Source organism: Massilia sp. CCM 8734 (assembly GCF_011682155.1).
Taxonomy (GTDB): domain Bacteria; phylum Pseudomonadota; class Gammaproteobacteria; order Burkholderiales; family Burkholderiaceae_D; genus Telluria_A; species Telluria_A rubra.
Map to the genome: position 1 here is coordinate 152,684 of NZ_WHJI01000010.1, position 25,620 is coordinate 178,303.

Consider the following 25,620-nt stretch of genomic DNA (forward strand, 5'->3'; position numbering starts at 1 on the left):
CGCGGGCGCGCCGTGACAAGATGAATGCCTACTTCATCGATCGAAAGGCGCGTTCCGGCATGTTTTCCTATAAATGCACCGCATGTGGCGGGATTCACGAAGGCATTCCCAGCTATGCCGCCCTCGCCCCGCTCAGCTACGAGCAGATTCCCGAAAGCGAGCGCGCGGCGCGGGCCGTATTGGGTAGCGACGATTGCGTGATCGACGAGACGACGTATTTTGTCAGGGGCTGCATCGACATTCCGGTCGACGGGGATGCCGAACCGTTTATATGGGGCGTCTGGGTGTCGCTGAGCGAGGCCAGTTTCATGGAGTGGGGACACTCCTTCGACCTGGAGAAGCGATCGCATATCGGCCCGTTCGTCGGCTGGCTCGATACCGAGCTGACGCTGTATCCGACCACCGTCAATCTCAAAGCCAGGGTACGCCTGCGCGATGGATTTGCGCGTCCGTCCATCGAACTCGAACAGAACGGCCACCCGCTCGCCATCGAGCAGCGCGACGGCATCAGCCGCGAGCGCCTGGCCGACATCCTCACCCTGATGAGGCACGGCCCTCAGTAAGTGCGCATACATTCTTGTCATTTCCAGCTTCCATAAGCGGCGCCTTGCAAAACATCCGCTTCTGTTCGCTAAAAATCACAATAATTTCTGCACACTTACTTAGCCGCTTACTGCCGGGAGCGCAGCACTTCCAGTTCGGCCCGCAAGGCGCTGCGTTCGGCGTTCGAAGCGTCGAAGCGGGCGCGCAATTCCTTGATGTCGGCCTCGAAATTGTCGCGCGCGGTCACCGCGCCGATCAGTTCCATCTCGGCAGTCAGGCGCGCATCCGACACCGTCGCCTGCGACGCCACGTTGCGCTCGATCTGCGCGCGCAAGTCCACCAGCTGCTCGTTCTTGCCTTCGATGGCCAGCTGATCCTTCGCCTTGCCGACCAGGGCGTCGGTGGCCACCAGGCGCGCGTTGCGCAACTCCATCGTCAGGCGCTGGATATCTTCGTCGCGCTCGGTCACCGTGGCCAGCGCCTGGTCGCGCGCGATCGTCATGCCGGTCAGCTGCGCGCGCAATTCGTCGCGCTCGGCTTCGAGCTGCTGGCTCGACGCCAGCAAGTCCGCCATATCGCTCTCGGACTGCGCCAGCGCCTCGCGCACGCCGGCGCCGGCTTCGTGCGCGAACTGCTGCGCCCAGTTGCCGAGCGCGCTGGCGACCGATGGCGGAATCTCCGCCGAGGGCGGCGCCGGCGGCGTGGCCTCGCTGGCGCGCCATTCGAGCAGATGCTGGTGGATGACGTTGGGCGAACCGGCGCCGAGCGCCGCGCGCACCGCGTCGATGCTGGCCCGTGTACCGTCTTCCTGCAAGCTGATGGCTGCCGCCGCAACCTCCTCGTAGGTAACTTCCTGACGTGCCATAGCGTCTCCGGTGAAGATCTCGTTGTCGATAGCTAACATCATACGCTGCCCGTCTCATCCGACGCGCACCCTTCTCGCACCCTTCTGTTTGTAGCGCATTACCCACATTCACGCCAGTACTTCCATTGTTTTGATGTTTCCAGTAAAATCGAAATGAAGCGGCGCCCTGCGCATTCATTCCCAAGCAAACCACATCGGACCTGGCATGAACATCCTGTTTCTCTGCACCGGCAACTCCTGCCGCTCCATCCTGAGCGAAGCGACCTTCAATCACCTCGCGCCCGAGGGCCTGCGCGCCATCAGCGCCGGCAGCGAGCCGGCCGGGCAGCTGCATCCGCGCGCGCTCGCCCTGCTTGCGCGCAAGGGCATTTCCACCGAAGGCTATAGCAGCAAATCGTGGGATGACTTGCCGGTCACGCCAGACATCGTCGTCACCGTGTGCGGCAGCGCCGCCGGCGAGGCCTGCCCGGCCTACCTGGGCCCGGTCCTGCGCACCCACTGGGGCGTGGACGACCCCAGCCACGTCAGCGGCGCCGACCAACAGATCGAGGCCGCCTTCGAAGCGGCCTACGCCATCATTCGGGCCCGCATCGAGGCCTTTTTGCGCTTGCCGCTGGCGCAGCTGCGACACGACCCGGTCCGTTTCAAGGCCGAGCTCGACCGCATCGGCGCCTTGAACGCCTGAACGCCGCGTGCGGCCCGCGCCGCACGTTGAACCGAACTTGACCTGACTTTCCGTCCCTTGAGGATGGCAGGTTTCCTGTTGTCCGCACCACCGCCAAGGATATTGCCGTGCTTGCCGCTTCCCTGATCTTCCTCGCCACCCTGGTCCTCGTCATCTGGCAGCCGCGCGGCCTCGGCATCGGCTGGAGCGCCGCCGCCGGTGCGCTCGCCGCCCTGCTGGCCGGCGTGGTCCAGGTCGCCGATATCGCGGTGGTCTGGCACATGGTCTGGAACGCCACCGCCACCTTCGTCGCCGTCATCCTCATCAGCCTGCTGCTGGACAAAGCCGGCTTCTTCGAATGGGCCGCCCTGCACGTGGCGCGCTGGGGCAAAGGCCATGGCCGGCGCCTGTTCATCCTGCTGGTGCTGCTCGGCGCGGCCGTGGCCGCCCTGTTCGCCAACGACGGTGCCGCGCTGATCCTCACGCCGATCGTCATCGCCATGCTGCGCGCACTGCGCTTTTCGGCGCGCGCCACGCTGGCCTATGTCATGGCGGCCGGCTTCGTGGCCGACACGGCCAGCCTGCCGCTGGTGGTCTCGAACCTGGTCAACATTGTCTCGGCCGACTACTTCGGCATCGGCTTCGCGCGCTACGCCGCGGTCATGGTCCCGGTCAACCTGGTGTCGGTGGGCGCGACCCTGGGCGTACTGTGCTGGTTCTTCCGCAAGGACATTCCGTCCGATTACGACCTGGCGCAATTGAAGAATCCTGGCGACGCCATCCACGACCGCGCCACCTTTGTCGCCGGCTGGTGGGTGCTGGGCCTGCTGCTGGCCGGCTTCTTCTGGCTTGAGCGCCTCGGCGTGCCGGTCAGCGCGGTGGCCGGCGCCGGCGCGCTGCTGCTGCTGCTGGTGGCCGCGCGCGGACAGCGCATCGCCACGCGCGCGGTGTTGCGCGGCGCGCCGTGGCAGGTGGTTGTGTTTTCGCTCGGAATGTACCTGGTGGTGTACGGCCTGCGCAATGCCGGCCTGACCGGCTACCTGACCGCGTTCCTGGATCAGTGCGCCAGCCACGGCGTGTGGGGCGCGGCGTTTGGCGCCGGCCTCGCCAGCGCGCTGCTGTCCTCGCTCATGAACAATATGCCGACCGTGCTGGTCGGCGCGCTCGCCATCGATGCCGGCCACGCCAGCGGCGCCGTGCGCGAAGCGATGATCTACGCCAACATCATCGGCAGCGACCTGGGTCCGAAAATCACCCCGATCGGCAGCCTGGCCACCCTGCTGTGGTTGCATGTCCTGGCAAGCAAGGATATCCGGATATCGTGGGTATACTATTTCCGCGTTGGCATCGTGCTGACCTTGCCGGTGCTGCTGCTCAGCCTGGCAGCGCTGGCGCTGCGCCTGTCTTGAACCCGCTGTGAGAAAAACATGAACGAATCCGACCCGAGCCACGTCACGCTGACCCTGACGAGCGATGAATCGCTGGTGCTGTTCGCGTTCCTGCAACGCTTCAGCGACACCGATCGGCTGACCATCGAAGACCAGGCGGAACAGCGCGCACTCTGGAACCTTTGCTGCGTCTTCGAAAAATCGAGCGTCGGCGCCTTCCAGGGCAGCTACCAGGAGGCGCTTGCGGCCGCCCGCGCGCGTTTGCGCGACGAAGACTAATGGTTCGGTGAGGAACCATCCGGCCGCGCCGCCGCCGTGCGCAGGGCCGGCCAGGCCCACAGCAGGCTGCCCACGGTGGCCAGCAACATGTCCTTGTGCGCGTCCCATATATCGCCCTGCTGGCCGTTGTAGGCCTCGGCGTCGTTATCGGACAAGGTCATCGCGATGGCGAACTCGAACCATTCGTACCACAGGCTGGTCACCATCACGGTCGAGACGGCAATATAGAATCCCAGCCGCCGCGACAGCCGGCGCCGCGTTGCCAGGTAATCGACGGCGGCCGGCGTCAGGCACAGGCCGTACAAGAAATGCACCAGCCGGTCGGCGTGATTGCGGGTCCATCCAAAGCGCTGGTCGATGGAAAAGTGAAACAGCGCCCGTCCCCACGCATCGTAGGGCACGTTCGAATACAGCCAGCGCGCCGCGATCGAATGTACCGACAGGAACACGGCAATGAGCAGGAAGTCGCGCGCGCTGATACCCCAGCGCGCGGAAAACCTCCACAGCAGTGCAAAGCCGATCACCGTGAGCGAGCTGTGCAGCGCCTGTTCCATCGGCCACGGCGGATTGATCCAGGTGGCGGCGAAGATGAGCAGCATGATGACGGTGGTGATGCGCTTGGACGGGATCATAAACATGAGAAAGAATTGAACAAGAACCAGCCCCTGGCCGGCGCTTCGCTACGGTCGCTATGGTATGCGATGCGTCGCTATTGTCCATCAAGAATATTTTCTTGATCACATCAGGATGCCAGCGGCCACGCCACGACCGCCGGGTTATGATTGTCACTCGATTCAACTGACCGACCTGCCCATGCTCCTGCGCCGCCTCACACCCGCCGATGCACCCGCGTACCAGTCGCTGCGCCTGGCCGCCCTGCGCGAATGCCCGACCGCCTTCAGTTCCAGTTACGAGGACGAGTGCGACACGCCGCTGTCGACCATCGAAGCGCACATGGCGCCGGACTCCGCGCGCAACCGCTTCGGCGCCTTCGATGGCGATGCGCTGGTCGGCGTCGTCGGCGTGGGGCGCGAGGGTGCGGCCAAGCTGCGTCACAAGGGCTTCGTGGGCGGCATGGTGGTGGCCCCGGCCTGGCGCAACAAGGGCGTCGGCCGCCAGTTGCTGGCGCACGCGCTGGCCTTCGCCGACGCCATGCCCGGCATGCGCCAGGTGACGCTGGCCATCACCGCCGGCAACGGGGCCGCCCTGGCGCTGTATGCCTCCATGGGATTTCGGGTGTTCGGCCAGGAGCCGCGCGCGCTGTGCGTCGATGGCGTGTTCTACGACACCATCCACATGCGGCGCGAGGTCACCACAGCCGCCGCCGGTCCACGCCGCGCGACACTGTAAGATGGCGGCCAGCCCTTCCCACTCATGAAAGAAACACGATGTTCAATCCACAGAGCGCCGCCATCGTCTCACTGCTGTTCGCGGCCGGCGCCACCGGCCTGTTCATCGTGCGCCTGCGCGAAAGCCGGCGCGCCCGTGCCTGGCCCACCGCCGACGCCGTGATCCTCACCTCGACGGCGCAAAGGCGGCAAAACGGCAAGGGCTACGATTTCGTCGTCTCCTACGAGTACACCGTCGACGGCAGCAAGTACGTCAGCACCCGGATCGGCTTCAGTGGCCCGTTCGATGACCGATGGCAGCCAACCCCGGAGTCGATGTTGGCGACCTACCCACCCGGCCTGGGCATCAAGGCGCACTACTGCCCCGATCGGCCCGAGGAAGCGGTGCTGGTGCCGAACGTGCATCCGACCGTGCTCCTGGTGCTCGGCATTTGCGTCGGCATGGCGCTGTTTACCGGATTCAGATACCTGTTTTTCTATTACTGAGTGAAGCTCGCCGCTACAACCGCAGCGCGTCCGATGGCAGCATGCGCATCGCCAGCCACGCATGGCGCGTCACCGCCGCCAAGGCTACAGCCACGGTCGACGCCAGTGCGAACAGCAAGGTCCAGTAGCCGACCGGAGCGTGCTCCACATAGGTCGCCAGGTAGCTGTTGATCGCCAGCCCCGCCAGCGGCAAGCCGATCGTCGCCGCCACCAGCGTCAAGGCGCCGATCTCGCGCACCACCAGCAGGCCGATGGCGGTCCGGCGCGCCCCGTGCAGTTTGCGCAGCACGATCTCTTTCGAGCGCCGCTGCACCGTGTGCGCCGACAGCACATAGGTGCCGAAGGCCGCAATCGCCAGCGCGATGGCGGTTGCAATCGCCAGTATCCTGGCCACCCGCGCATCTTCCGCGTAATTGAGCGCCAGGATCGCGTCGGCCCGGTGCGTCTTGATCATCGCGTCCGGAAAATACCTTGGCCACAAGGTCCGCACCGCCGCCTCGACCGGCGCCAGATCGCCCGTGGCGCGCACCGAGAGCGTCATCCCGGCGGTCCATAATTCGTAGGCCATCGCATGCGGCGTTTCGCGCAGCGACTGGAAGCGCAGCTCCGGCGCAATGCCCACCACGCGCTTCTCGAGGGTCTTGTTATCGAAGCCGGTAAACAACAGCGTCTGTCCCAGCGCCGCTTCGGGCGTGGCAAACCCGAGCTCGCGCGCGGCGATGGCGTTGAGCACCAGCGGCACCGGATCGTCTTCCTTGTCGATGCGCGCCGAAAACAGCCGTCCCGCGCGCGGCGCAATCCGATACTGCTCGAAAAATGCGGCGCTGACCGACTTCATTTCCATCGATGCGCTGATCCCGCCGGGGCGCTTGAGGTCGCGCAGCCACGACACCTGGTGGCGCCCGACCGCGTCTTCCGACACCGCCGTGCCGGCCACGCCCGGCTGGGCCGACAGGGCCGCGATGAAGCTGCGCGCCCGCGCGCTGTCGCGCACCGTCTCGGGCAGGTCGACAATCATCAGCGGCGCCGGATCGAAGCCCGGCGAGACGCGCATGGCGAACGCGGTTTGCCATGCAATGGCCAAGGTGACGCCGGCCAGGCCCATCGCCGCGGCCACCTGCACCACCGTCAGCACGCGCCGCACTTGCATGCCGCGCACCGACTCGCTGTCGCCGCGCCCGGCCAGCACCGCGCCCGGGCGCACGCGCAGCGCGATCCACGCCGGATACGCCGCCGTCAGCGCGCCCAGCGCCAGGCCCAGCGCCAGCGCCGCGCCGATATTGGCGATGGACAGCATGCCATCGAGCTTGCGGTCGACCAGCTGCGCGAACAGCGGCAGCGCCAGCCACGCCAGCAGCAGTCCGAGCCCGGTCGCCAGCAGCGCCACCAGCATCGACTCGGCCAGCAGTTGCAGCACGAGCTGGCGCATGCCCGCGCCCAGCACCTTGCGGATCGCCACCTCGCGCTGGCGGCGCAGCACGCGCACCGCCGCCAGGTTGACGTAATTCATGGCGGCCATGGCCAAGATCAGCGCCGCCATCGCGCCCAGCGCGGCGATCACCACGCGGCTGCCGCGGTTGCCGACCGCGCTGATCTCGTTCTGGCCCACGTCGCGGTCAAAATAGGCGTCGCGCAGCGACAGCAGCGCCACATCCATCACCCTTCTCGTGCCCAGCCGCTGTCTGGTTTCGGGCGGCACGTCCTGCACCGCCGGTGAGCGGTCGACGGACTGCTGCAGCGAGGCGGTCAAGGCCGGCACCGATGCGGCGGGATCGACCCGCACCAGCACCTTGCCCCACCAGCCGGCTTTACCGGTCATCATCTCCTCTTTCACCGGCGCCTCGGCCAGCACCGACTGCACGCCCACCAGCACCTCGAACGGGATGGTGGTGTTCGCGCCAGGCGTGCGCAGCACCGCGCCGGCGCGCAGCAGCTTGCCCTCGACCAGCATGGTGCGCCCGACGATGTCGCCGCTGCCGAAGTGGCGCAGCGCCGCTTCTTCGGTGATGACAAAGCCTTCCGGCTGCTCCAGCGCCATCTTGAGGTTCCCGCGCAGCGCGCGCAGGCCCAGGATATCGGCGAAGCCCGGCATCACCGTCAACCCGTCCATCCCGTGCAACTGGCCGTTGATGCTTGCGGTGAGCCCCATCACGCGCGGCCGGGTCGGAATGTACGCGGTCGACGCCACCACGCCGGGCGCCCTGGCCGCCGCCAGGCGCAGCAGCATCGGCGCCTGGTCGAACCACGGCGCCTTGGGGTCGACGTTGAAGCGCTGCTTGACGATGTAGACGTGGTCGGCGTCCGGCACGTCGGCGTTGTACTGCCACGAATAGCGCACGAAGCCGAGCAGCAGAAGGGCGGCCGCAAAGCCCACCCCCAGCCCGGCGATGACGACCAGCGAATACGCCGGGTCCTGCAGCAAGGTGCGCCAGCCGATACGAAAATCCCTCATGATCATCATCGCTCCCTCACGCCGCTTGCAGTGCGTCGACCAGGATGCGCCCGTCGAGCAGGCGCAAGGTGCGCGATGCCTGCGCCGCGTGCGCCGGCGAGTGCGTCACCATCACGATGGTGGTGCCTTCGGCGTTAATCTGGCGCAGCAGGCGCATGACCTCATCGCCATGCGCGGTATCGAGGTTGCCGGTCGGTTCATCGGCCAGCAACATCGCCGGGTTGGCCACCAGCGCGCGCGCAATCGCCACCCGCTGCTGCTGCCCGCCCGACAATTGCGACGGCCGGTGTTTGGCGCGGTGCGCCACGCCCAGCTTGTCGAGCATCGCCCCGACCCGTTCGCGCCGCTCCCTGGCCGGCACGTTCATGTACTCCAGCGCCAGTTCCACGTTCTCGGCCACCGACAATTCTTCGATCAGGTTAAAGCTCTGGAAGATGAAGCCGACGCGCCCGCGCCGCAGGCCGTTCAGTTGCGCTTCGCGCCAGCCGGCCACGTTCTGGCCGTCGAACCAGTACTCGCCGCTGTCGGGCGTGTCGAGCAATCCCAGCACCGACAGCAGGGTCGACTTGCCGCAGCCGGACGGCCCGGTGATGGACACGTATTCGCCGGCGTCGATATCGAGCGTGATGCGGTCGAGCGCCGTGGTGCGCACGTCGCCGCCCTGGAACGTTTTGCTGACGTTAAGTAGCTTGAGCATGCCGTCCTTCCGGTGTGGTGTGGGGTTGTTCATTGTGTCATCTCCGCGTCGATCCATTATGAAAAAAAGTCTACTCCGTGAACTGCAGCCGCGCCGCCTTGCCGTAGGCCGCGTACGACGACACGATCACCCGCTCGCCGCCCGCCAGGCCCGCCAGCACCTCGACCTGGCTGTTGTTGCGGCGCCCGCTGCGCAGCGCGCGCCGCTCGGCCGTCTTGCCATCCTTGTCCAGCACATACACCGCCACGCCGCCGCTGTCGTTGAGGTAGGCGTCGTTCGGCAGCAGCAGCGCCTCGCTGGCGCCGCCCAGGGTCACCAGCACTTCCGCCGCCTGGCCCGGATTGAGCGTCTCGGGCTGGCCATTGGCGAACGCCAGCTCCACGGTAAAGCGGCCGTCCTTGATCTGCGGGTAGATCCGGCTCACCGTCAACGCATGCGCGCGGCCGTTGATGGTGGCCGTGCCCTGGCGGCCCACGGCCACCCGGTTCAGGTAATACTCGTCCACCTGGGCCGACAGCTTGAACTGGTCCACGTCGTCGATGCGGCCCAGGTGCTGGTCGGGCTTGACGGTCTCGCCGACCTGCAAATGAAAATCGGTCAGGCGCCCGGACACCGGCGCGCGCACCGCCAGCGCGTCGATGGTCGCGTTGACCAGTTGCAGGCCCGCTTCCAGGCGGCCGATGGCCTGCTCCATCTGGCGCACCGCGTCGCGCTGGGTGGCGGCCTCGGTTTTGTAGCCGGCGTTGTCGCTCTGGTACAGGCGGCGCTGCTGCGCCACGCGGTCCAGCGAATCCTCCAGCGCGTTGGGCGACACGAAGCCCTTCTGCGCCAGCGCCGCGTTGCGCGCGTGCTGTTTTTCGGCCAGGGTCAATGCGAACGCCAGCTCGGCGCCGCGCCGCTCGCGCTCCATGCGGCTCGCTTCGAGCGCGATGCGCAGGTTGGTCAGGTTCGAAATCTGCTGCGCGTGTTCGGCCTCGCGCGCCAGCAGGTCCAGCCGGCGCTGCGGGTTCGACAGCCGGAACAGTACCTCGCCTTGCCTGACTGGTGCGCCGTCGCGCGCGAAGACTTCTTCCACGCGGCCCGATTCGACCGCGTCGAGCATCACCGAGTGCAGCGGCGCGGCCGTGGCGCGCAGGGCCACGTCGTCGCGGAACACGCCGCGCGCCACGGTGGCGATACGGGCGTCGGCGCGCGCCACCTGCAAGCCGCGCGGGATCTGCTGCCACAGGGCCGCCGCACCAAGCGCCAGCGCCAGCACGATGGCCGCACCAAGCAGCACGCGCCTGCCGCGCCGCTGCCGCAACGGCTGGTCCATGGCGGCGCCGCTGCTGCGCTCTGGTGCTGGGGCGATCGGAACAATCATGGCGGCTCGGGTTGCGAAGTAATGCGGGAACTGATCGCAACATCCGTGCCATGCGCGCAGCACGGGGCGATGGCCGCGTGTTTGGCCGCATTCGTGCGAAAGCGCACAGCGCAGGTGTGCGCTTCCGGACACCCGGCCCGTTTTGATTGGTGGCGCCGGCATGCTGCTGCTAGAATCGGCGCACCTGCTTCCACCCTCCCCGCCATGGCCGACAACCCCTCCCGCATCCTGATCCTTGACGACGACGCCGACGTGGCCTATGCGGCGCAGTTGGTGTTGCGCCGCTGCGCGGGCAAAGTGGCCACCCTTGCCGATCCGCGCCAGCTGGCGCGCCACCTGCTGGGCGGCGTGCCCGACGTGGTGCTGCTCGACTTCAATTTCACGCCCGGCCGCACCGACGGCGCCGAGGGCCTGGCGCTGCTCGACCAGTTGCGCGCCCTGCCCGACCCGCCGCTGGTCATCGTCATGACCGCGTACGCCGACGTGGCCCTGGCGGTCGAGGCGATGAAGCGCGGCGCCAGCGATTTTTTGACCAAGCCTTGGGATAACGCGCGCCTGCTCGCGGTCGTGGAAGGCGCGCTGGCGCAACGCGCCATGCCGGCTGCACCGGCCGCGCCGGCCGCCGCCAACGATCCGCTGATGGGCGACTCGCTGCCGATGCGCCAGTTGCGCGCCCTGATCGCCAGCGTCGGCCCGACCCAGGCGAACGTCATGGTGCTGGGCGAAAATGGCGTCGGCAAGGAGCTGGCCGCGCGCGCGATCCATTTGGCCTCGCGCCGCGCCGCCGGCCAGTTCCTCGCCGTCGACATGGGCAGCTTGCCCGAAGCGACGCTCGAGAGCGAGTTGTTCGGCCACCGCAAGGGTTCCTTCACCGACGCCCGCAGCGACCGCGCGGGGCGCTTCCAGGCGGCGTCCGGCGGCACCCTGTTCTTGGACGAAATCGGCAACCTGCCGCTGGCCGCGCAATCGAAGCTGCTGACGGCGCTGGAACGGCGCGAAGTCACGCCGCTCGGGGCCGACCGCCCGCAAGCGATCGACGTGCGCATCGTCAGCGCCACCAATCTCGATGAGGCCAGGCTGTATGACGCCCAGGTGTTCCGGCCCGACCTGCTGTTCCGCCTTAATACCATCGTGCTGCGCGTGCCGCCGCTGCGCGAGCGGCGCGACGATATTCCGGCCCTGCTGCGCCACTACCTGGCGCATTACCGGGAGCTGTATGGCAAGGCGCCAGGCACCATTGCGCCCGAGGCGTTCGACGCCTTGTGCGCGCACCACTGGCCCGGCAATGTGCGCGCGCTGCGCCACGCCTGCGAGCGCGCGGTGATCCTGGGCCAGCCAGGTGCCTACGGCCTGGCCGATTTCGGCCTGCACGGCGGCGCGCCGGCCATCGTTGCGCCTGTGCGCGCCGCGGGCGCCGACATGCTGGCCCTGGACACCCTTGAGCGCGACGCGGTGGGCGCCGCCATGGCGCAGGCGCGCGGCAACATCACCCATGCCGCCATCCTGCTCGGGATCAGCCGCGCCGCCCTGTACCGCAAGCGCAGCAAGCATGGCCTCTGACGCCGCCGCGCGCCGCGTGGCCTGGGCCGGCACGGCGCTGCTCGGCGCGGCCGCCGTCAGCGCCGGCGCGCATGGAGCGGTGTTCTCGCTTGCGACGGCGGCCAGCGCGCTCGCGGCGCTGGTGGCCGTGGCCATGATCGGCCACGGCCTGTCGGCGCAAGCGGTGGCGCCGCTGGAAGTGCCGGTCGGCCTGCCGCACGACCAGATACTGCTCGCCGCGCGCGTGCTGGCGCTCGAATCGCAGCTCGAACATGCGCCGATCGCCCTGTTCCGCGTCGACAGCGCCGGCGGCACCTGCGGCGCCGAGCCGCTCAACGCCAATGCGCGCCGCCTGCTGGCGCCCGGCCGCGCGAGCGACCTCGATGCCCTGCGGCGCACCCTGGCCGGCCTTGTGCCGGGCCGACGCGGCATGATCGATGTCGACACCGAGCAAGGCGTCGAGCGCGCCCTGGCCACCGCCAGCGTCTTGAGCGTGGAAGGCAAGCCGCAACGGCTGGTGGCGCTCACGCCGATGGAAAACGAGCTCGCGGCCGAGGCCATGCAGGCCTGGCAAAGACTGGTGCACGTGTTGACGCACGAGATCATGAATTCGCTCACGCCGGTGGCATCGCTCTCGCACAGCGCGCGCGACATGGTGCAGGGCGTGCGCGCCATCCTGCCGGTCGATGTGGCGGACGACCTGGCGCTCGCGCTCGACGCCATCGGCCGCCGCGCCGCCAGTCTGACCCATTTCGTCAGCGGCTACCGGGCGCTCGCCAGCGTGCCGCCAGCGGCGCCGCAGCGGGTGGTGGTGCAGGAGATGTTCGCGCGGCTGTCGGCCCTGATCGCCCCGGCCTGGCAGGCGCGCGGCGGCAGCGCCGATTTTCGGGTGGAGCCAGGATCGCTCGAATTGATGGCCGATCCGGGCCAGCTGGAGCAAGCGCTGGTGAACCTGCTGCAGAACGCGGCCGAAGCGAGCGCGCCGGGCAAGGCGCCGCAGGTCACCGTGAGCGCGAAACTGGCGCGCGGAGGACGCTTGCGCATTGACGTGTGCGACAACGGCCCCGGCGTGCCGGACGACGTCATCGCCGATATCTTCACGCCCTTCTTTTCCACCAAAAGCAAAGGCAGCGGCATCGGCCTGGCCATGGTGCGCCAGCTGGTTCACCGCAATGGCGGCGCGGTGCGGTACGCCAGGTCGATCGGCGGCGGCGCGCGCTTTATCATCACCTTTTGACTGTCGATATGAACGATCCGCACCGCCAGGCATGCCTGGGCGAGCTACTGCAAGTCTGGAAGCAAATCCGTGAAGAATCGCGTCCGCCCAGCGTCTGGATCGCCGAGCATGGGCCTGTGACGCTGGCTGTGGCGACGGACGACTACACCTACCCTTCCCCTGTGATGAACGCATGGCTGCTCAATGACCATGGCGTGGAAAGACGCGACCCGCAGGAATACGTCCGTTTCATGACGGTGCAATCGGGGATTCATTGGGCGTGGGGTACGCCGCCGCGCGGCATCTTCAGCAACACCGGGCGGCATCCCATCGGCCTGGCCGGCTTTGCACCGATCGCAGGCACCGATCTGATTGTCCTGCATTACATCTTGGGAGGCTTGTGGGGACGTGGTTCGCACTACCGCTACGACCCGCTCGCCAATGCCCTCGAGTGCACGGCGAACATCTGGTTATCCTGATGCCGTGCTGCGTAGACGGCCCCGTGTAGAATCCGGCGTGTGCGATCGGCACGCGTCAACCCACAGAAGGAAATCGTGAAGGCTACTCACCTCAAACTTGGCATCGCCGCGCTGTGCCTCAGCGCCGGCGCCGCGTACTGGTACTACTCCCCCGTGATCGCGCTGCATCAGCTGCGTACGGCGGCCCATGAGCGCAACGCCGAAGGCTTCAACGCCCGCGTCGATTACCCGCGCCTGCGTGCGAGCGTCAAGGCGCAGCTGAGCGCGGCCATGAACGAGCAGGTCAAGCCGCGCCACAGCGCCGGCGGCGACGATGCCGCCAAGGTCGGCGCGGATTTCGGCAAGATGCTGGGCATGGCCTTCGCCGACAAGATGGTCGACGCCATGGTCACTCCCGAATTCGTCATGGGCGCGATGCAGCGCGGCTCGATCGAGCCGCGCCGCGACAGTGCGGACAAGGACGACGCTGCCAAACCCGATCCGAAGTACACGTCGGAGCGCATCGGCTTCGACAAGTACATCCTGCACCTCGAGACCGATCGCGGCCTGTCGCTGGTGATGGAACGGCACGGCTTCGCATCGTGGAAGCTGGCGGACGTGCTCCTGCCGCCCACTCCCGCCACGCGGAACTAGCGATTACGGGGCGATCCAGGCGTCCTGCCAGTTCGCGCCCACGCCCGGCTCGTAATGGGTCGACGCCGCCGTCCACTGCGAGCACCAGCCGCTGTACGGGAACGGCTTGCAGGTGTAGACCTTGCCGTTCTTCGGCTGCAGCACGCGGGTGCCGGCCTTGTAGGTCGCCAGCGACGCCGGGAACACGTGCTCGTAAGCCGCGTTGCCGCCGTCTTCCGTCAGCGTCAGCGGGAAGGTCTTCTGCAGCACCGCGCCGCCGTCCTTGACCACCGCTTTGAGCACCAGCTGGTGCGCACCCGCCTTGGGCGCGTTCAGGTTCAGCGCCAGCGCCGCGCTGTTGTTGTTCAGCGGCGCCGTGGCGAAGCCTTTCGACACGCCGGCCTGGTCGTACACATAGGCGCTGACATCCATGTCGGCATTGGCGCTGACGCCAAAGTTGATCGTCAATTCACCGCCCTTGATCGCATACGAGGCGCGCAGGTCGCTCACGGTAAATTCCGCCGGCGGTGGGGTCTGGTCCTTGTTGATCTGCACTTCGACCCGGGTCAGCGCGCTGCTCGTTTTTGCATACACCGTGTTCTGCCCGTACACCGGCGTGATCTTGCCGTCCTGGCCTAGTTGGCCCGCATGCAGCAAGGGCTGTTCGGCGTTCACGCGCGTGGCCAGCAGGTAGGCCCAGTTGTTGCGCAGGCCGTCGCTGGCGCTGTTGATGGTGACCTTGGTTTGCAGCTCCGGCTTTTCGCCGGCCGCGTCGAACACGCGCGTGGCCACGCTGTCGCCCACGGCCAGGTCGACCGATGGATAGATCGCGCCGCGCTGGGTCCATTCCGGCACCGGCAACGGCGGGCCATCCTTGAACAGCACATCGACCATATTGTAAAAACTGTTCGGGGTATCGCCGATTTCCCACACGCCCAGGATTACCTGGTAGCCGCTGCGCGCGGGTACCGTGCAGTTGTGGCTGACCTGCGCCGGCGGCTGGCGGTTGCCGCCGTCGATGACGCAGAACGGGGTCAGGTCGAACGAGGCGCGGGTGAGCTTCTGGTTCGGATTCCAGCCGCTTTTGGTGATGTAGTAGCGCCAGTTGCGGGTGGCGTGGTTGGCCGTGAACTGCCACTTGAAGACGTTGGCGCCGGCCGTCATGGGGCGCTTGGTCCAGCGGCTGTTGGTCTGTTCATTGAGTTCGCCGAACTGCGCCAGCGCGGCCGAGGCGATGACGCCGTCCGCCGGTCCCTGCGCCGGAAAACCGGAAGGCGCTTCGAGGCTTTGCGGTTCCCATTGAATGGCGCCGCACGCGCTGTTGCCGCCTTGTTTGCACAGCAGGTTGCGCGACTCCGGCTGGGTGATGTAGCCGTGCGCGATGGCGCTGGCGCTGCACAACAGCGCGCAGGCGCCGGCGATGGTGGTGAGTGTTTTCATGGTGATTTACCTTTTGGGGCGGGACGACATCGGTCAGCACGCAGGGAGCCGGGCTGGCCGAAGTCGCGCGCTCGCTTGCAGTTCAAAAAGCGTCAGGATGATGGTCGTGAAATTGGTCGTCAACTGGTTTTCAAAATTGCCCCTGTAAGCAATACCAGTGCGTGATGGAAGCTTATGTTGCAAGGGTAATCCCGGTGCGCCGGCCGGTTGACTTGGGAGTGTGTTTACCGCACAATCCAAAAAAGCAAAAGTTATACATTTGCTAATGAAAACGTTTTCACGATTCCTTGCATTCAATGTTGCAACTGACAAAAACCATTCCGGAGACCCGATGCGATTCTTTTCTGCCACTTTCAGTGTTTGCCTGCTTGTATCCGCTTGCGTCTCCGCTTGCGTCTCCGCTTGCGGCGGCGACGCCGACCCGGGCGCGCCCGCCGCCACGCCGGCGCCACCGGCCGCCGCCGAAGCCGTCGCCGCGATCGGCGCGCCTGCGGACGTCCCTGGTGACGCGCCTGCGCCCGCCTTGGCGAACCAGATGGACGACGCCATGACCGGTTCCGACTCCGGCTGGTCCGAAAAAACCAGCGGCGCCGAGGTGAGCAAATTGAGCAAGCTGGCCAAGTTCCCGGTCGGCGTGTCGCTCGCCTACGGCAATGAAGCCTTCAGCTACACCAACAGCCCGGCGCAGCAGGCTGTCATCAAGACCCATTTCAGCCAGCTCACGGCCGGCAATATCATGAAGATGAGTTATCTGCATCCGGACCGCGATACCTACAACTTCACCCAGGCCGACGACTTTGTCAAATTCGCCAAGGACAATGGCAAAACCCTGCACGCGCACGCCCTGATCTGGCATTCGGATTATCAGGTGCCGGCGTTCATGAAAAACTACCAGGGCGACAAGGCGGCGTGGCTGGCCATGCTCAAGACCCACGTGCAAACGATTGCCACGCATTTTTCGGGCAAGGTCGCGAGCTGGGATGTGGTCAACGAAGCGATCAATGATGGCGGCGGCTACCGCAATTCGCTGTTTTACCAGAAGACCGGCGCCGACTACATCGAGCAGGCCTTCATCAATGCGCGCGCGGTCGACCAGAAGGCCGACCTGTACTACAACGATTACAACATCGAGGCCGACGCTGCCAAGCTGCGCACCCTGACCGGCATGCTCGATGGTTTCAAGGCGCGTTCGGTGCCGATCACCGGGGTCGGCTTCCAGATGCACATCTATATGGATTATCCGTCGGTGAGCACCATCTCGGCGGCCTTCAAGCAGGCCGTGGACCGCAACCTGAAGGTGAAAATCACCGAACTCGATATCCCGATCAATAATCCGTTCAGCCCACCTTACCAGGCCGGCGACATCAAGCGCGAACTGACGCCGGCGCTGGCGCAGGCGCAGAAGAAGCGCTACTGCGAAGTCGTCAAGGCGTATATGGACACGGTACCGGCCAGGCTGCGCGGCGGCGTGACGGTGTGGGGTGTGAGCGATCCCAGCAGTTGGCTGATCAGCGACCTGTTCAAAAACGCCCACGCCGACTGGCCGCTGCTGTTCGACGGCGCCTATCGGCAAAAGCCGGCCTTGCGCGGCGTGGCCGACGGATTGTCGGGCAAACCCTGCATTTGAGCACCAAGTGGTGCTGTGCTATGCATACCAATTTTTTAGGCCTGAAAATGTGGTATTAACGGCGCCGCATGCCGATGCGGCGCTTTTGCCAGCCTTTAGCGTTCGGCCGCCGACAGGGTGAAGATCTCGACGCCGCTGTCGGTCACCGCCACCGAGTGCTCGAACTGGGCCGACCACTTGCGGTCCTTGGTGACGGTGGTCCATTTGTCGGGCAACACCGTCACCTGGTGGGTGCCGACGTTGACCATCGGTTCGATGGTGAAGATCATGCCCGGTTCGAGCACGATGCCGGTGCCGGGGCGGCCGTAGTGCGTTACCTGCGGCGCATCGTGGAACACCTGGCCGATGCCGTGGCCGCAAAAATCGCGCACCGACGAATAACCCTGCGCCTTGATATAGGTATCGATGGCCGAGCCGACGTCGCCCAGGGTGGCGCCGGGACGCACCGTGCGCACGCCCGTCATCATCGCCTCGTAGGCCGAACTGACCAGGCGCTTGTGCAGGATCGATACCGCGCCCACTTCGAAGGTGCGGCTGGTGTCGCCGAACCAGCCATTGAGCTTGGGCGTGACGTCGATGTTGACGATATCGCCCTCGCGCAGGATTTTTTTGTCCGACGGAATACCGTGCGTGACCACGTGGTTCACCGAAATGCAGCTGGCGTGCTTGTAGCCGTGGTAGTCGATCGTGCCCGGAATGCTGCCGGCGGCGCGCATGAATTCTTCGCACATGGCGTCGAGCGTGGCGGTCGATACGCCGGCCCGCACGTGCGGCGCGATGAAGTCGAGCGTGTCGGCGGCCACCCGGCCTGCCGCGCGCATGGCTTCGAAGCCCGCCTCGTCGTACAGCGGAATCGGTTTGCCGTGTTCTTTTTGTGTGGAGTAGCGCATGGGGTTTCTCAGTGAGGTGAGGCGGCCAGCGCATCGACGGCGTCGTGCGAGGCGCGCAGGATCGCGTCGAGCGTGGCGGGAATCGCCTTGTTTTGGGCCAGGTAGGGTTTGACGATGGCGATCGGGGCGTCGATCAGCATGAAGCGCAAGGTGTGCGCCGCATCGTCGCCGTCGGCGCGGCGGCGCAGCAGGCAGCGCTCGAAACAGGCGTCCAGGCGGGCCTGCTCCACTTCGAGCAGCCCGGAGAGTTCCGGCGAGAGCGGCGCACCGAGGTCGGGACAGTCTTCGTACTGCAGCAGGAAGCGCGCGTACACCGGCTTGCTGCGGCACCAGTCGAGCAGCGCCGCCACCGGTATCCAGGTGTCTTCTTCATCCCAGTGGCGCGCCACCTGTTCGCGGAAATCGGCCTTGACCGTCAGCCAGGCATGCGCCAGCAAGGTGCTGCGCGAATCGAAGCGGTGATACACCGATCCGATCGGCGCGCCGGCCTTGACGGCGATGGCCGACATCGACACCGAGCCGATGCCGCAGGCGGCGGCAATGCAGATGGCGCCGTCGATGAAGGTGTGTGCGTTGTATTTAGCTAGTCTGACCATTCAAATAGAATATAGATTCTATTTGGGTTCGTCAAGCGGCCCCTTTCAACGGGAGCACTATTGACAGATATTTAATGAGCCCGCAAAATCCGCAGTCTTGTACAGGTTAATAGGTCGCTCCCGATGAAAATGCTGATCAAACGTGTTGTGCGCAGCATGGCGGGATTGCCCGTGCTGGGACGCTTGATCCGGATCGCCGTGGCCGTGTCGCGCCTGCCCTACGAAAACGAGCGGCGCGACGCCTTTGCGCGCGAACAGCTGCCGATGCTGCTCAAGAACATTGCCGACTTGAATGCCCGCGTGCTGGCCGCCGAGCGCGACCCCGGCAACCTGGTCGAATCGACCCCGGTCGCCCTGCGCATGATGGCGCGCGAACTGGCGGAGCTGCGCGAGCGCATCGACCAGCTGGAGGCCGGGCTGCATTCATGATCACCTTTTCGATCGTGATCAACACCCTCGACCGCGCCGACCTGCTGCAGGAAACGCTCGAGAGCCTGTGCCGCCTGCGCTACGCCGGGCAGTTCGAAGTCATTGTCGTCAACGGTCCCTCGGCCGACCATTCCGAACAGGTGATCGCCGCCTGGCTGCCGCGCATCCGCAGCGCGCGTTGCCCGGTCCCGAACCTGTCGGTGTCGCGCAATATCGGCATCTGCATGGCGGCCGGCGACGTGGTCGCGTTCATCGACGACGACGCCATTCCTGAACCCGAGTGGCTCACCCAACTGGCCGCCGCCTACGACGACGCTGGCGTCGGCGGCGCCGGCGGGCGTGTGCTCGACAGCAGCGGCTACACCTTCCAGTACCACTACGCCAGCGCCAACCGGGCCGGCGACGTCGACATCAGCCACCGCACGGACACGCCGCAACTGTGTTTTCCGGGCTCGCGCCAGTTCCCCTACCTGCAGGGGACCAACGCCTCGTTCCGGCGCTCGGCCCTGCTGGAAGTGGGCGGCTTCGACGAGGAGATCGAATATTTTCTCGACGAGACCGACGTCTGCTGCCGCCTGGTCGACGCCGGCTACCTGCTCAGGCAACTGGCGCACGCCTACGTGCACCACAAGACCGCGCCCAACGGCGTGCGCGATTCGGCCCAGCTGCCGCGCGCGATCTACCCGATCCTCAAGAACACCATCTATTTCTCGCTCAAGCATGGCTTGGCCTACGACACGCGCGAGCGCATCGAAGCCCATAACCGCGACAAGGCCGACTCGCACCGGCGCCACCTCGACTTCCTGATCGCCAACGGCAGCGCCACCGAAGAACGGCGCGCCCGCTTCGAGGACGAATGCGCGCGCGCCTGGGAAATCGGCACGCGGCACGGCCTGGCGCCGGTGGCCGGCGGCATCGACGCCGCCAAGCGCGCGCGCTGGCAGGGCGAGTTCCTGCCGTTCGCCACCATCGGCCATGCGCAGGCGCTGACGCTGGCGCTGGTCTCGCGCGACTACCCGCCGAATCACCGCGGCGGCATCGCCACCTTCAGCCGCGACCTGGCCGAAGCGCTGGCCGCCGAAGGCCACCAGGTGCACGTGATCGCCGAAAGCGCCACCCACAGCCGGGTCGAACTGGTGGGTGGCGTGTGGGTGCACCGGGTCGCGCTGGGCCAGTACGCGCGCCCGTACGAGGCGTTTGAGCGCGCCATCCCGCAAGAGATCTGGAACTGGTGCGCGACCGCGCTGATGGAGGCGCGCCGCATCGCCAGCCGGCGCCCGCTCGACCTGGTCGAAGCGCCCATCTGGGACGCCGAAGGCGCGGCCTTTTTGCTCGACGGGCGCTGGCCGCTGGTCACCAGCCTGCATACGACCCTGCATTTTTCGCTACAGGGGCGCGCCGAGCTGCGCGACGACCCGGCCTGGATGGCGCGTTTCGGCACGCCCATGCTGGCGCTCGAAAAAGAACTCATGCAGCGTTCGCAGGCGATCCGCGCCAACAGCGCCGCGATCCGGCGCGACATCGAGCAAGCTTACGATTTCCGCTTCGACGACGCCAGCCTGCGCCTGGTGCCGCTGGGGATGCCCGACGTGGCGCCAGCGGCGACGCAGCCGGCCGCACGTGCCGATGACGGGGTCACCGTGCTGTTCGTCGGCCGCCTGGAAGCGCGCAAGGGCATCGACGTGCTGCTGGCGGCGATCGACCCGGTGCTGGCGCAGCATCCGCGGGTGCGCTTTCGCATCATCGGCGACGATACGCTGCTCATGTCGGGCGCGCAGATCAGCTACAAGGAACACTGCCGCCAGGGCGGCCAGCTGGCCCGCTGGGGCGAGCGCGTGAGTTTCGAAGGCCGCGTCGACGACGCCACCCTGCGCGCCGCCTACCGCGACTGCGACATGTTTGTCGCGCCCAGCCGCTACGAGTCGTTCGGACTGGTGTTCGTCGAAGCCATGCGCGAGGCGCGCCCGGTGATCGGCTGCGCCGCCGGCGGCATGCCCGAAGTGGTCAGCGACGGCGTCAATGGCTTGCTGGTCGCGCCCGGCGACAGCGCCGCGCTGGCCGGCGCCATCGACCGGCTGGCCGCCTCGCCCGAGCTGCGCGAGCGCATGGGCCGCGCCGGGCGCGCGCTGTTCGAAGACAAATTCATCTCGCGCCGCATGGCGAAGGACAGCCTGCCCCTGTACGATATTGCGCTGACCCGTTTTGCAAAGGCGCCGGCATGAAAATCTCGGTCATCCACGGCATCTGCGTGCGCAACGACGCCATCTCGAACGCCATCGCCGACAACATTGGGTCGTTGCTGGAAGCCGGTCACGAAGTCGTGCTGTTCACCTACGCCTGCGAGCACGCCGTGCCGCACCGGCTGGTGCGCGACGCGACCGACATCATGATCGATACGCATTTCCAGGCCAGCGACGCCGTCATTTTCCATTTCGGGATTTTCTATCCGCTGTTCGACCTGATCCTGCTGGTGCCGGAGCGGGTGCGGCGCCTGGTGGTGTTCCATAACATCACGCCCAAGCAGTTCGTCGGCGCCGAGCATCACGCCACCATCGACAAGTCGTTCGCGCAGATGGGCAACATGATGTTCGCCGACCATGTGGCCTGCGACAGCGCCAGCAACCTCGCGGTGCTGCGCGCGGCCCGCGTGACCACGCCGGCCAGCGTGCTGCCGCTGGCCGTGCATGGCCAGGCGCAGCCCTGCGCCGCCAAGCCGGGGCATGCGGACGGCGTGCTGCGGCTGGTCTTCATCGGCCGCCTGGTGCGTTCGAAAGGCGTGGCCGACCTGCTCGACGCCGTGGCGCGCTGCCTGCGGGCCGACAGCGGCGCGCGCATTGCGCTCGACCTGGTGGCCAACCTGGGCTTTTCCGATCCGGCGCTGGTCGAGCAAGTGCGCAGCGCGGCCGACGCGTGGCCGCGCCTGTACGGTGCGCGCGTGTCGCTGCGCCTGCACGGCGATGCGCCGGACGCCGTCAAACAGCGCCTGCTGTTTGACGGCGATGTGTTCGTCCTGCCCACCTACCACGAAGGCTTTTGCGTGCCGATCGTCGAAGCGCTGTCGGCCGGCTGCCGCGTGGTTTGCTACGACAATTCGAACACGCCGGCCATCGCCGGCGGCCTGGCGCGCCTGGTGCCGACCGGCGACGTCGCGCTGCTGGCGCAGGCCATCGGCGCCGAGCTGGCGCTGGCCGGCTCGCCGGCGTGGCGCCAGGACGGCTTTGCCCACTTCGCCGCCCAGGCCTGGCGCTACGCGCACACCTTCGCGCCGGCGCGCGCACGGCATCGCCTTACCGCGTTGGTGGCCGACCTGGTCAACGGCGTGCTGGAACCCTGAGCTTCGCTATCGCCCGGATCACTCGGGCGAGGCCGGATACGGCGTACGCCGATGAAAGCGCAGGCGCCAGCCCAGCACGGCCAGCGCGATCGCCAGCATCAGCCAGGTTGCCCCTACCGAAATCGCACTGTCCTCGTCTGACGGCGTCATTTCCTCGGCCTTCTCCGCCTCCTTCGCCTTCTCCGCTTGCGCGTTCAACGCGGGCGGCGGCGCGCCCGTCGAGTCGGTCAGAAGCTCGTCGAGGCCCTGCAGTTCCTTGGCTTGCGCCGGCGTGGCCTGCGCGTCGAGCTCGCGCAGCGGCGCGGCGCGCTCGCCCGCCCACAGGAGCGTTAGATGCGCCGACGCCTGTTCCCGCGCCGGCTGCGCCGCGCTGGCGCGGCCGCGCTCGACCACGACCTGCTGCGCCGCCGGCCTCCAGCCTGTAAGCAGGCGCACCAGGTCGTCGTGCAGCGATGCGATGCGCGGCACGCTCGCCAGCGATGCGATGCCATCCATCTGCTCCCACAGGACGTTGGGACCGGTCACCGCTTCCAGGCTGTACATGCGCACCTGCGTTGGCCGCTGGCGGTAGTGCTGCAGCAGCGCATCGGCCGAACCGGGCATGAGCGGCTGCGGGCCATGGATCCACACCACCGCGCCGTCGCTGCTGGCAGCCACCCATTCCCACGCCATCAACAGCGCCGCGCTGTTGTCGTGGCCTCCTTCGAAGGCGATGTCCTGCAGGTGGCGCACGCTGGCCAGCGAATCGGAGGTATCGTGCAAGAACACTTGCGGGGCCTGGCCGCCGGCCACGATCACGCCCAGTTCCACGTTGCCGGGAAAGGAGGTGGCGGCGCGCGCCAGCTGTTCCCGTTGCGCCGCCAGCGCGGCCGAGCCGTCGATCACCAGCGCCACCCGGCGCGGGATGCGCGCCGCTTGCTGGCCGATGACTTGCACGATCGCGCCGCCCGGCGTGCTCGGGTCGGGGCTCCACGCATGCGTCTCGGCCGGCGTGCGCAAGGCGCCGATGATGGCCGCGCCCATGCCCGGCAGCGGCTCGGCGAATTCGCCGCGCACCGCGAACGCCAGCGGGTCGCCGGCTTGCTCGCGCATGCCGGGGGCGCCGCGCAGCGCGCTGTCCGACTGCACCGTCACCGCGTGGCGCAAGGTCGGGGCGATCCCGACATTGTGCTCGCTGAACGAGGGCAGTTGCAGATAGCCCAGAGCGGGTTCATTGAGCACCAGCGGAACGCTCATGGCGATGCGCACCGTCAGCTCGCCTTCGCCCGGCACATTGGGCAGATTGAGCAAGATGCGGTCCCTGCCCGCCGTGCTCACCATCACAGGGGCGCGCCGGACGTCGGGCTCGGCAAATTCCGCCTCGCGCGCCGTGGCACCGCCGGCGGCGGGCAAGGTGTGCTCTCCGACGTCGTCCCATAGCGTCACGCGGGTCACCACCGCGCCGGCCGGCACGATGATGCGCGCGCGCGCTTCGCTGACATGTTCGGCGTCGTTGTGAAACAGCATGGTCCACTCCAGCGAGCCGAGCGCCGCCCTGGCGTCGATGGTGCCGTCGATGCGCGACGCGGTCAGACGCAGCTTGGCCACGCGCCCGCCCACCACCGCGCTGTGCCGCTCTCTGTCGTAGATTTTCCATGGGCGCCAGGCGCTGCCGACCGGATGCGGCATGGCGCTGAACGGGGCGCCGGTGAGGCGGTAGTAAATCGCGCGCGCGTCCTCCATGCTGGTCGCGCCGTCCATGCCGAGCACGATGGCGGCCAGGTCGGCCGATTCCCTGTGCTCGTCATAGCACCTGCGCAGGATGATGCGTTCGATGCCGAGATAGCGTAGCAGGCGTATCCCGTTGGCGCTGGTGGCAGGCGCCGGGCCGGCCGCCATGCGCATGCCGACCCGGGTGATGACGGACGGCAGCTCCAGCGCGCCGATGAGCGCCAGCGCCAGCAGCACGGCGGGCCAGGCGCGGGGCAGCGGCGCGCCGCCACTGAGTCGCGCGCGCTGGTCGTGCAGGCGCCGCGCGGCCAGTGTCGCGCTTAGCGCCGCCAGCGGCGCCAGCGACGCGAGCAGGGGAACAGCGCGCCCGTGACAGGCCAGGCTGGCCACCCCGGCCAGGGTGAGCGGCAGCAACAGCAAGGCGTAGGCGGCGCTCGCTCCGGTAGTCACGGCGTGCAGCAGCGCCAGTGGACGCGACAGAACGCCCTGGCCGCGCCGCATGGCGCGCACCAGCATGGCGTTGGCCAGCGCCATGCTGGCGATCAGGAACAGGTGGATGGTGAAGCTGCCCGAGAGTGTCATCTGCGCCATGTACATAGAGGCGAACAGCATCCCGAGCACGATCAGCGGCAGCATCACGCCGCCCCAGCGGAACGCCGCGCGCGTAAACGAATTGAGCGCGGGGAGCGGCGCCGGCGTGACGGTGGTACTGGCGGTGTCGTGATGCTCGATCATGGCGTTCCAGGGGAAATTTGAGGAGCCATGAGCGTAGCAAGCGCGTGTGCGCTGGGAATGCGCTGAATGTGAAGCGAGGCTGGCTAGTTGGCCGCTTCCTTCATTGAATCAGGCAGCTCGTCGTAGGTGGCGCCGGTGAGGCGGTAAAACGCGTCGCGCGCATCGCTGGCGCTCGTTCCCGCAGTCGTGATCATGAACAGGTCGGTCAGGCTGGCGAGGCGGTCGTTCCCCGTATCGCACAGGCGCAGCAGGATTTTTTGGTTGCCAAGCGAGCGCAGCAGGCGTACGCCATTCGCGCGGGTGGCGGGCGCTTCGCGGCTGGCCATGTGGACGCCGGCCTGGGTAATGGCTTGCGGCAGTTCGGGGGCGCCGACGATGGCCAGCGCCAGCAGCGCCCCCGGCCACACGGCGGGCAGTCGCACGTGCGCTTCGAGCAGGCGGCGCATGGCCAGCGCCGCCATCAACGAGAGCAGCGGCGCCAGCAGCAGCGCCAGCAACAGCACGCCGCCGTAGTAACGCAGGCCGGCCATGCCCGCCGCCATGTGCGGCAGCAGCAACAGGGTAAACAGGATGCTGGTGCCGATGGCGAAGCCGTGCAAGTGTCCAAGCCGGCGCGACAGCGCAGGCCGGGCATTGCCCAGGGCGCGCATCAGCAGGGCATTGACCAACGGTACGCTGGCAATCGACAAGGCCGGAACGAGCATGGCGGGCGGCAGGTCGAAGCCCACCACGAGCAAGAAAAACACGGCGATCGTCAGTGCGACGACCGGCAGGATCACGCCGGTGAGCCAGAGCACGGCGCGGATGGGAAAATGCACCGCTGGGAACGGTGCCGGCGCGGTGGCGGACGGATTGATGCAGGCTGGCTGGGCGCTCATGGCATTCCAAGGAAACTGAACAGGCCATCAGCGTAGCAAGCGCCTGTGC

General features: G+C 67.2%; 24 protein-coding genes. 14 read left to right on the plus strand and 10 right to left on the minus strand.

The annotated features are described in order from the left end of the window. The first annotated feature begins 59 nt into the window (after nt 1–59). Nucleotides 60–563, plus strand: coding sequence for a DUF2199 domain-containing protein (locus tag F2P46_RS11930; RefSeq protein ID WP_166889290.1), 504 nt, complete (start codon nt 60–62; stop codon nt 561–563). A 107-nt stretch (nt 564–670) separates the two neighbouring features. Here the strand turns inward: F2P46_RS11930 and F2P46_RS11935 are convergent, their stop codons facing one another. Beyond that, nucleotides 671–1,408: a DNA-binding protein gene (locus F2P46_RS11935; protein WP_166889293.1), complete on the minus strand. Its 738-nt coding sequence runs from the start codon at nt 1,406–1,408 to the stop codon at nt 671–673. 205 nt (nt 1,409–1,613) lie between these two features. On the opposite strand from F2P46_RS11935, the gene F2P46_RS11940 reads away from it, so the two are divergent. From F2P46_RS11940 to F2P46_RS11950, 3 genes are all read left to right on the plus strand, one after another. Continuing rightward, nucleotides 1,614–2,093 (plus strand): arsenate reductase ArsC, encoded by a 480-nt coding sequence (locus tag F2P46_RS11940; protein WP_166889296.1) that lies wholly within the window; start codon nt 1,614–1,616, stop codon nt 2,091–2,093. Between the two features lie 107 nt (nt 2,094–2,200). Further along, the gene (locus F2P46_RS11945; protein WP_166889299.1) at nt 2,201–3,481 is read left to right on the plus strand and encodes an arsenic transporter; all 1,281 of its coding nucleotides are present in this window, start codon (nt 2,201–2,203) and stop codon (nt 3,479–3,481) included. An 18-nt stretch (nt 3,482–3,499) separates the two neighbouring features. Continuing rightward, entirely contained in the window at nt 3,500–3,739 is a 240-nt protein-coding gene (locus F2P46_RS11950; RefSeq protein WP_166889302.1) for a hypothetical protein, read from the plus strand. Here F2P46_RS11950 and F2P46_RS11955 read toward each other — a convergent pair. Then, complete coding sequence (locus F2P46_RS11955; protein ID WP_208296591.1) at nt 3,736–4,377, minus strand: DUF2238 domain-containing protein; 642 nt, start codon at nt 4,375–4,377, stop codon at nt 3,736–3,738. The two genes, F2P46_RS11950 and F2P46_RS11955, sit on opposite strands and share 4 nt — an antisense overlap. A gap of 175 nt (nt 4,378–4,552) precedes the next feature. Between F2P46_RS11955 and F2P46_RS11960 the strand changes: the two genes are divergently transcribed. Together F2P46_RS11960 and F2P46_RS11965 are read left to right on the plus strand one after the other, a co-directional pair. Next, nucleotides 4,553–5,089, plus strand: coding sequence for a GNAT family N-acetyltransferase (locus tag F2P46_RS11960; RefSeq protein WP_166889304.1), 537 nt, complete (start codon nt 4,553–4,555; stop codon nt 5,087–5,089). 38 nt (nt 5,090–5,127) lie between these two features. After that, nucleotides 5,128–5,574: a DUF3592 domain-containing protein gene (locus tag F2P46_RS11965; protein ID WP_166889307.1), complete on the plus strand. Its 447-nt coding sequence runs from the start codon at nt 5,128–5,130 to the stop codon at nt 5,572–5,574. Between the two features lie 13 nt (nt 5,575–5,587). Here the strand turns inward: F2P46_RS11965 and F2P46_RS11970 are convergent, their stop codons facing one another. The 3 genes from F2P46_RS11970 to F2P46_RS11980 all read right to left on the minus strand — a co-directional run bounded on the left by F2P46_RS11970 (nt 5,588) and on the right by F2P46_RS11980 (nt 10,086). Then, entirely contained in the window at nt 5,588–8,026 is a 2,439-nt protein-coding gene (locus F2P46_RS11970; protein WP_229509235.1) for an FtsX-like permease family protein, read from the minus strand. Between the two features lie 16 nt (nt 8,027–8,042). Beyond that, complete coding sequence (locus F2P46_RS11975; RefSeq protein ID WP_166889453.1) at nt 8,043–8,723, minus strand: ABC transporter ATP-binding protein; 681 nt, start codon at nt 8,721–8,723, stop codon at nt 8,043–8,045. A gap of 70 nt (nt 8,724–8,793) precedes the next feature. Then, on the minus strand, nt 8,794–10,086 hold the full coding sequence (locus F2P46_RS11980; RefSeq protein ID WP_229509236.1) for an efflux RND transporter periplasmic adaptor subunit: 1,293 nt from the start codon (nt 10,084–10,086) through the stop codon (nt 8,794–8,796). Between the two features lie 204 nt (nt 10,087–10,290). Here F2P46_RS11980 and F2P46_RS11985 point away from each other — a divergent pair, with 204 nt between their 5' ends. The 4 genes from F2P46_RS11985 to F2P46_RS12000 all read left to right on the plus strand — a co-directional run bounded on the left by F2P46_RS11985 (nt 10,291) and on the right by F2P46_RS12000 (nt 13,953). Next, on the plus strand, nt 10,291–11,646 hold the full coding sequence (locus F2P46_RS11985; protein ID WP_166889310.1) for a sigma-54 dependent transcriptional regulator: 1,356 nt from the start codon (nt 10,291–10,293) through the stop codon (nt 11,644–11,646). Continuing rightward, the gene (locus F2P46_RS11990; RefSeq protein WP_166889313.1) at nt 11,636–12,862 is read left to right on the plus strand and encodes a sensor histidine kinase; all 1,227 of its coding nucleotides are present in this window, start codon (nt 11,636–11,638) and stop codon (nt 12,860–12,862) included. The genes F2P46_RS11985 and F2P46_RS11990 overlap by 11 nt, the downstream gene beginning before the upstream one ends. 8 nt (nt 12,863–12,870) lie before the next feature. After that, nucleotides 12,871–13,320: a hypothetical protein gene (locus F2P46_RS11995; protein ID WP_166889316.1), complete on the plus strand. Its 450-nt coding sequence runs from the start codon at nt 12,871–12,873 to the stop codon at nt 13,318–13,320. 75 nt (nt 13,321–13,395) lie between these two features. After that, the gene (locus F2P46_RS12000; protein WP_166889319.1) at nt 13,396–13,953 is read left to right on the plus strand and encodes a DUF2939 domain-containing protein; all 558 of its coding nucleotides are present in this window, start codon (nt 13,396–13,398) and stop codon (nt 13,951–13,953) included. Nucleotides 13,954–13,956: 3 nt separating this feature from the next. On the opposite strand, the gene gbpA is transcribed toward F2P46_RS12000, so the two are convergent. Beyond that, nucleotides 13,957–15,372: an N-acetylglucosamine-binding protein GbpA gene (gbpA, locus tag F2P46_RS12005; RefSeq protein WP_166889322.1), complete on the minus strand. Its 1,416-nt coding sequence runs from the start codon at nt 15,370–15,372 to the stop codon at nt 13,957–13,959. A 331-nt stretch (nt 15,373–15,703) separates the two neighbouring features. Between gbpA and F2P46_RS12010 the strand changes: the two genes are divergently transcribed. Further along, complete coding sequence (locus F2P46_RS12010) at nt 15,704–16,999, plus strand: endo-1,4-beta-xylanase (protein WP_208296592.1); 1,296 nt, start codon at nt 15,704–15,706, stop codon at nt 16,997–16,999. Between the two features lie 95 nt (nt 17,000–17,094). On the opposite strand, the gene map is transcribed toward F2P46_RS12010, so the two are convergent. Both map and F2P46_RS12020 read right to left on the minus strand, forming a co-directional pair. Then, entirely contained in the window at nt 17,095–17,889 is a 795-nt protein-coding gene (gene map, locus F2P46_RS12015) for a type I methionyl aminopeptidase (protein WP_166889325.1), read from the minus strand. Between the two features lie 8 nt (nt 17,890–17,897). Beyond that, a complete protein-coding gene (locus tag F2P46_RS12020) occupies nt 17,898–18,485 on the minus strand; it encodes a TetR/AcrR family transcriptional regulator (protein ID WP_166889328.1) in 588 nt (195 codons plus the stop codon). A 123-nt stretch (nt 18,486–18,608) separates the two neighbouring features. Between F2P46_RS12020 and F2P46_RS12025 the strand changes: the two genes are divergently transcribed. The 3 genes from F2P46_RS12025 to F2P46_RS12035 are packed head-to-tail and all read left to right on the plus strand — an operon-like array spanning nt 18,609 to nt 22,248. Beyond that, on the plus strand, nt 18,609–18,914 hold the full coding sequence (locus F2P46_RS12025; RefSeq protein ID WP_166889331.1) for a hypothetical protein: 306 nt from the start codon (nt 18,609–18,611) through the stop codon (nt 18,912–18,914). Further along, complete coding sequence (locus F2P46_RS12030; RefSeq protein WP_166889334.1) at nt 18,911–21,136, plus strand: glycosyltransferase; 2,226 nt, start codon at nt 18,911–18,913, stop codon at nt 21,134–21,136. The genes F2P46_RS12025 and F2P46_RS12030 overlap by 4 nt, the downstream gene beginning before the upstream one ends. Then, nucleotides 21,133–22,248 (plus strand): glycosyltransferase family 4 protein, encoded by a 1,116-nt coding sequence (locus tag F2P46_RS12035; protein WP_166889336.1) that lies wholly within the window; start codon nt 21,133–21,135, stop codon nt 22,246–22,248. Before F2P46_RS12030 ends, F2P46_RS12035 begins: the two co-directional genes overlap by 4 nt. 18 nt (nt 22,249–22,266) lie before the next feature. Here F2P46_RS12035 and F2P46_RS12040 read toward each other — a convergent pair whose 3' ends face one another. Next, nucleotides 22,267–24,693 carry a hypothetical protein gene (locus tag F2P46_RS12040; RefSeq protein ID WP_166889338.1) on the minus strand — a complete coding sequence of 809 codons (2,427 nt, stop codon included), beginning with the start codon at nt 24,691–24,693 and terminating at the stop codon, nt 22,267–22,269. An 83-nt stretch (nt 24,694–24,776) separates the two neighbouring features. Next, on the minus strand, nt 24,777–25,571 hold the full coding sequence (locus F2P46_RS12045; RefSeq protein WP_166889339.1) for a hypothetical protein: 795 nt from the start codon (nt 25,569–25,571) through the stop codon (nt 24,777–24,779). Between the last annotated feature and the right edge of the window lie 49 nt (nt 25,572–25,620).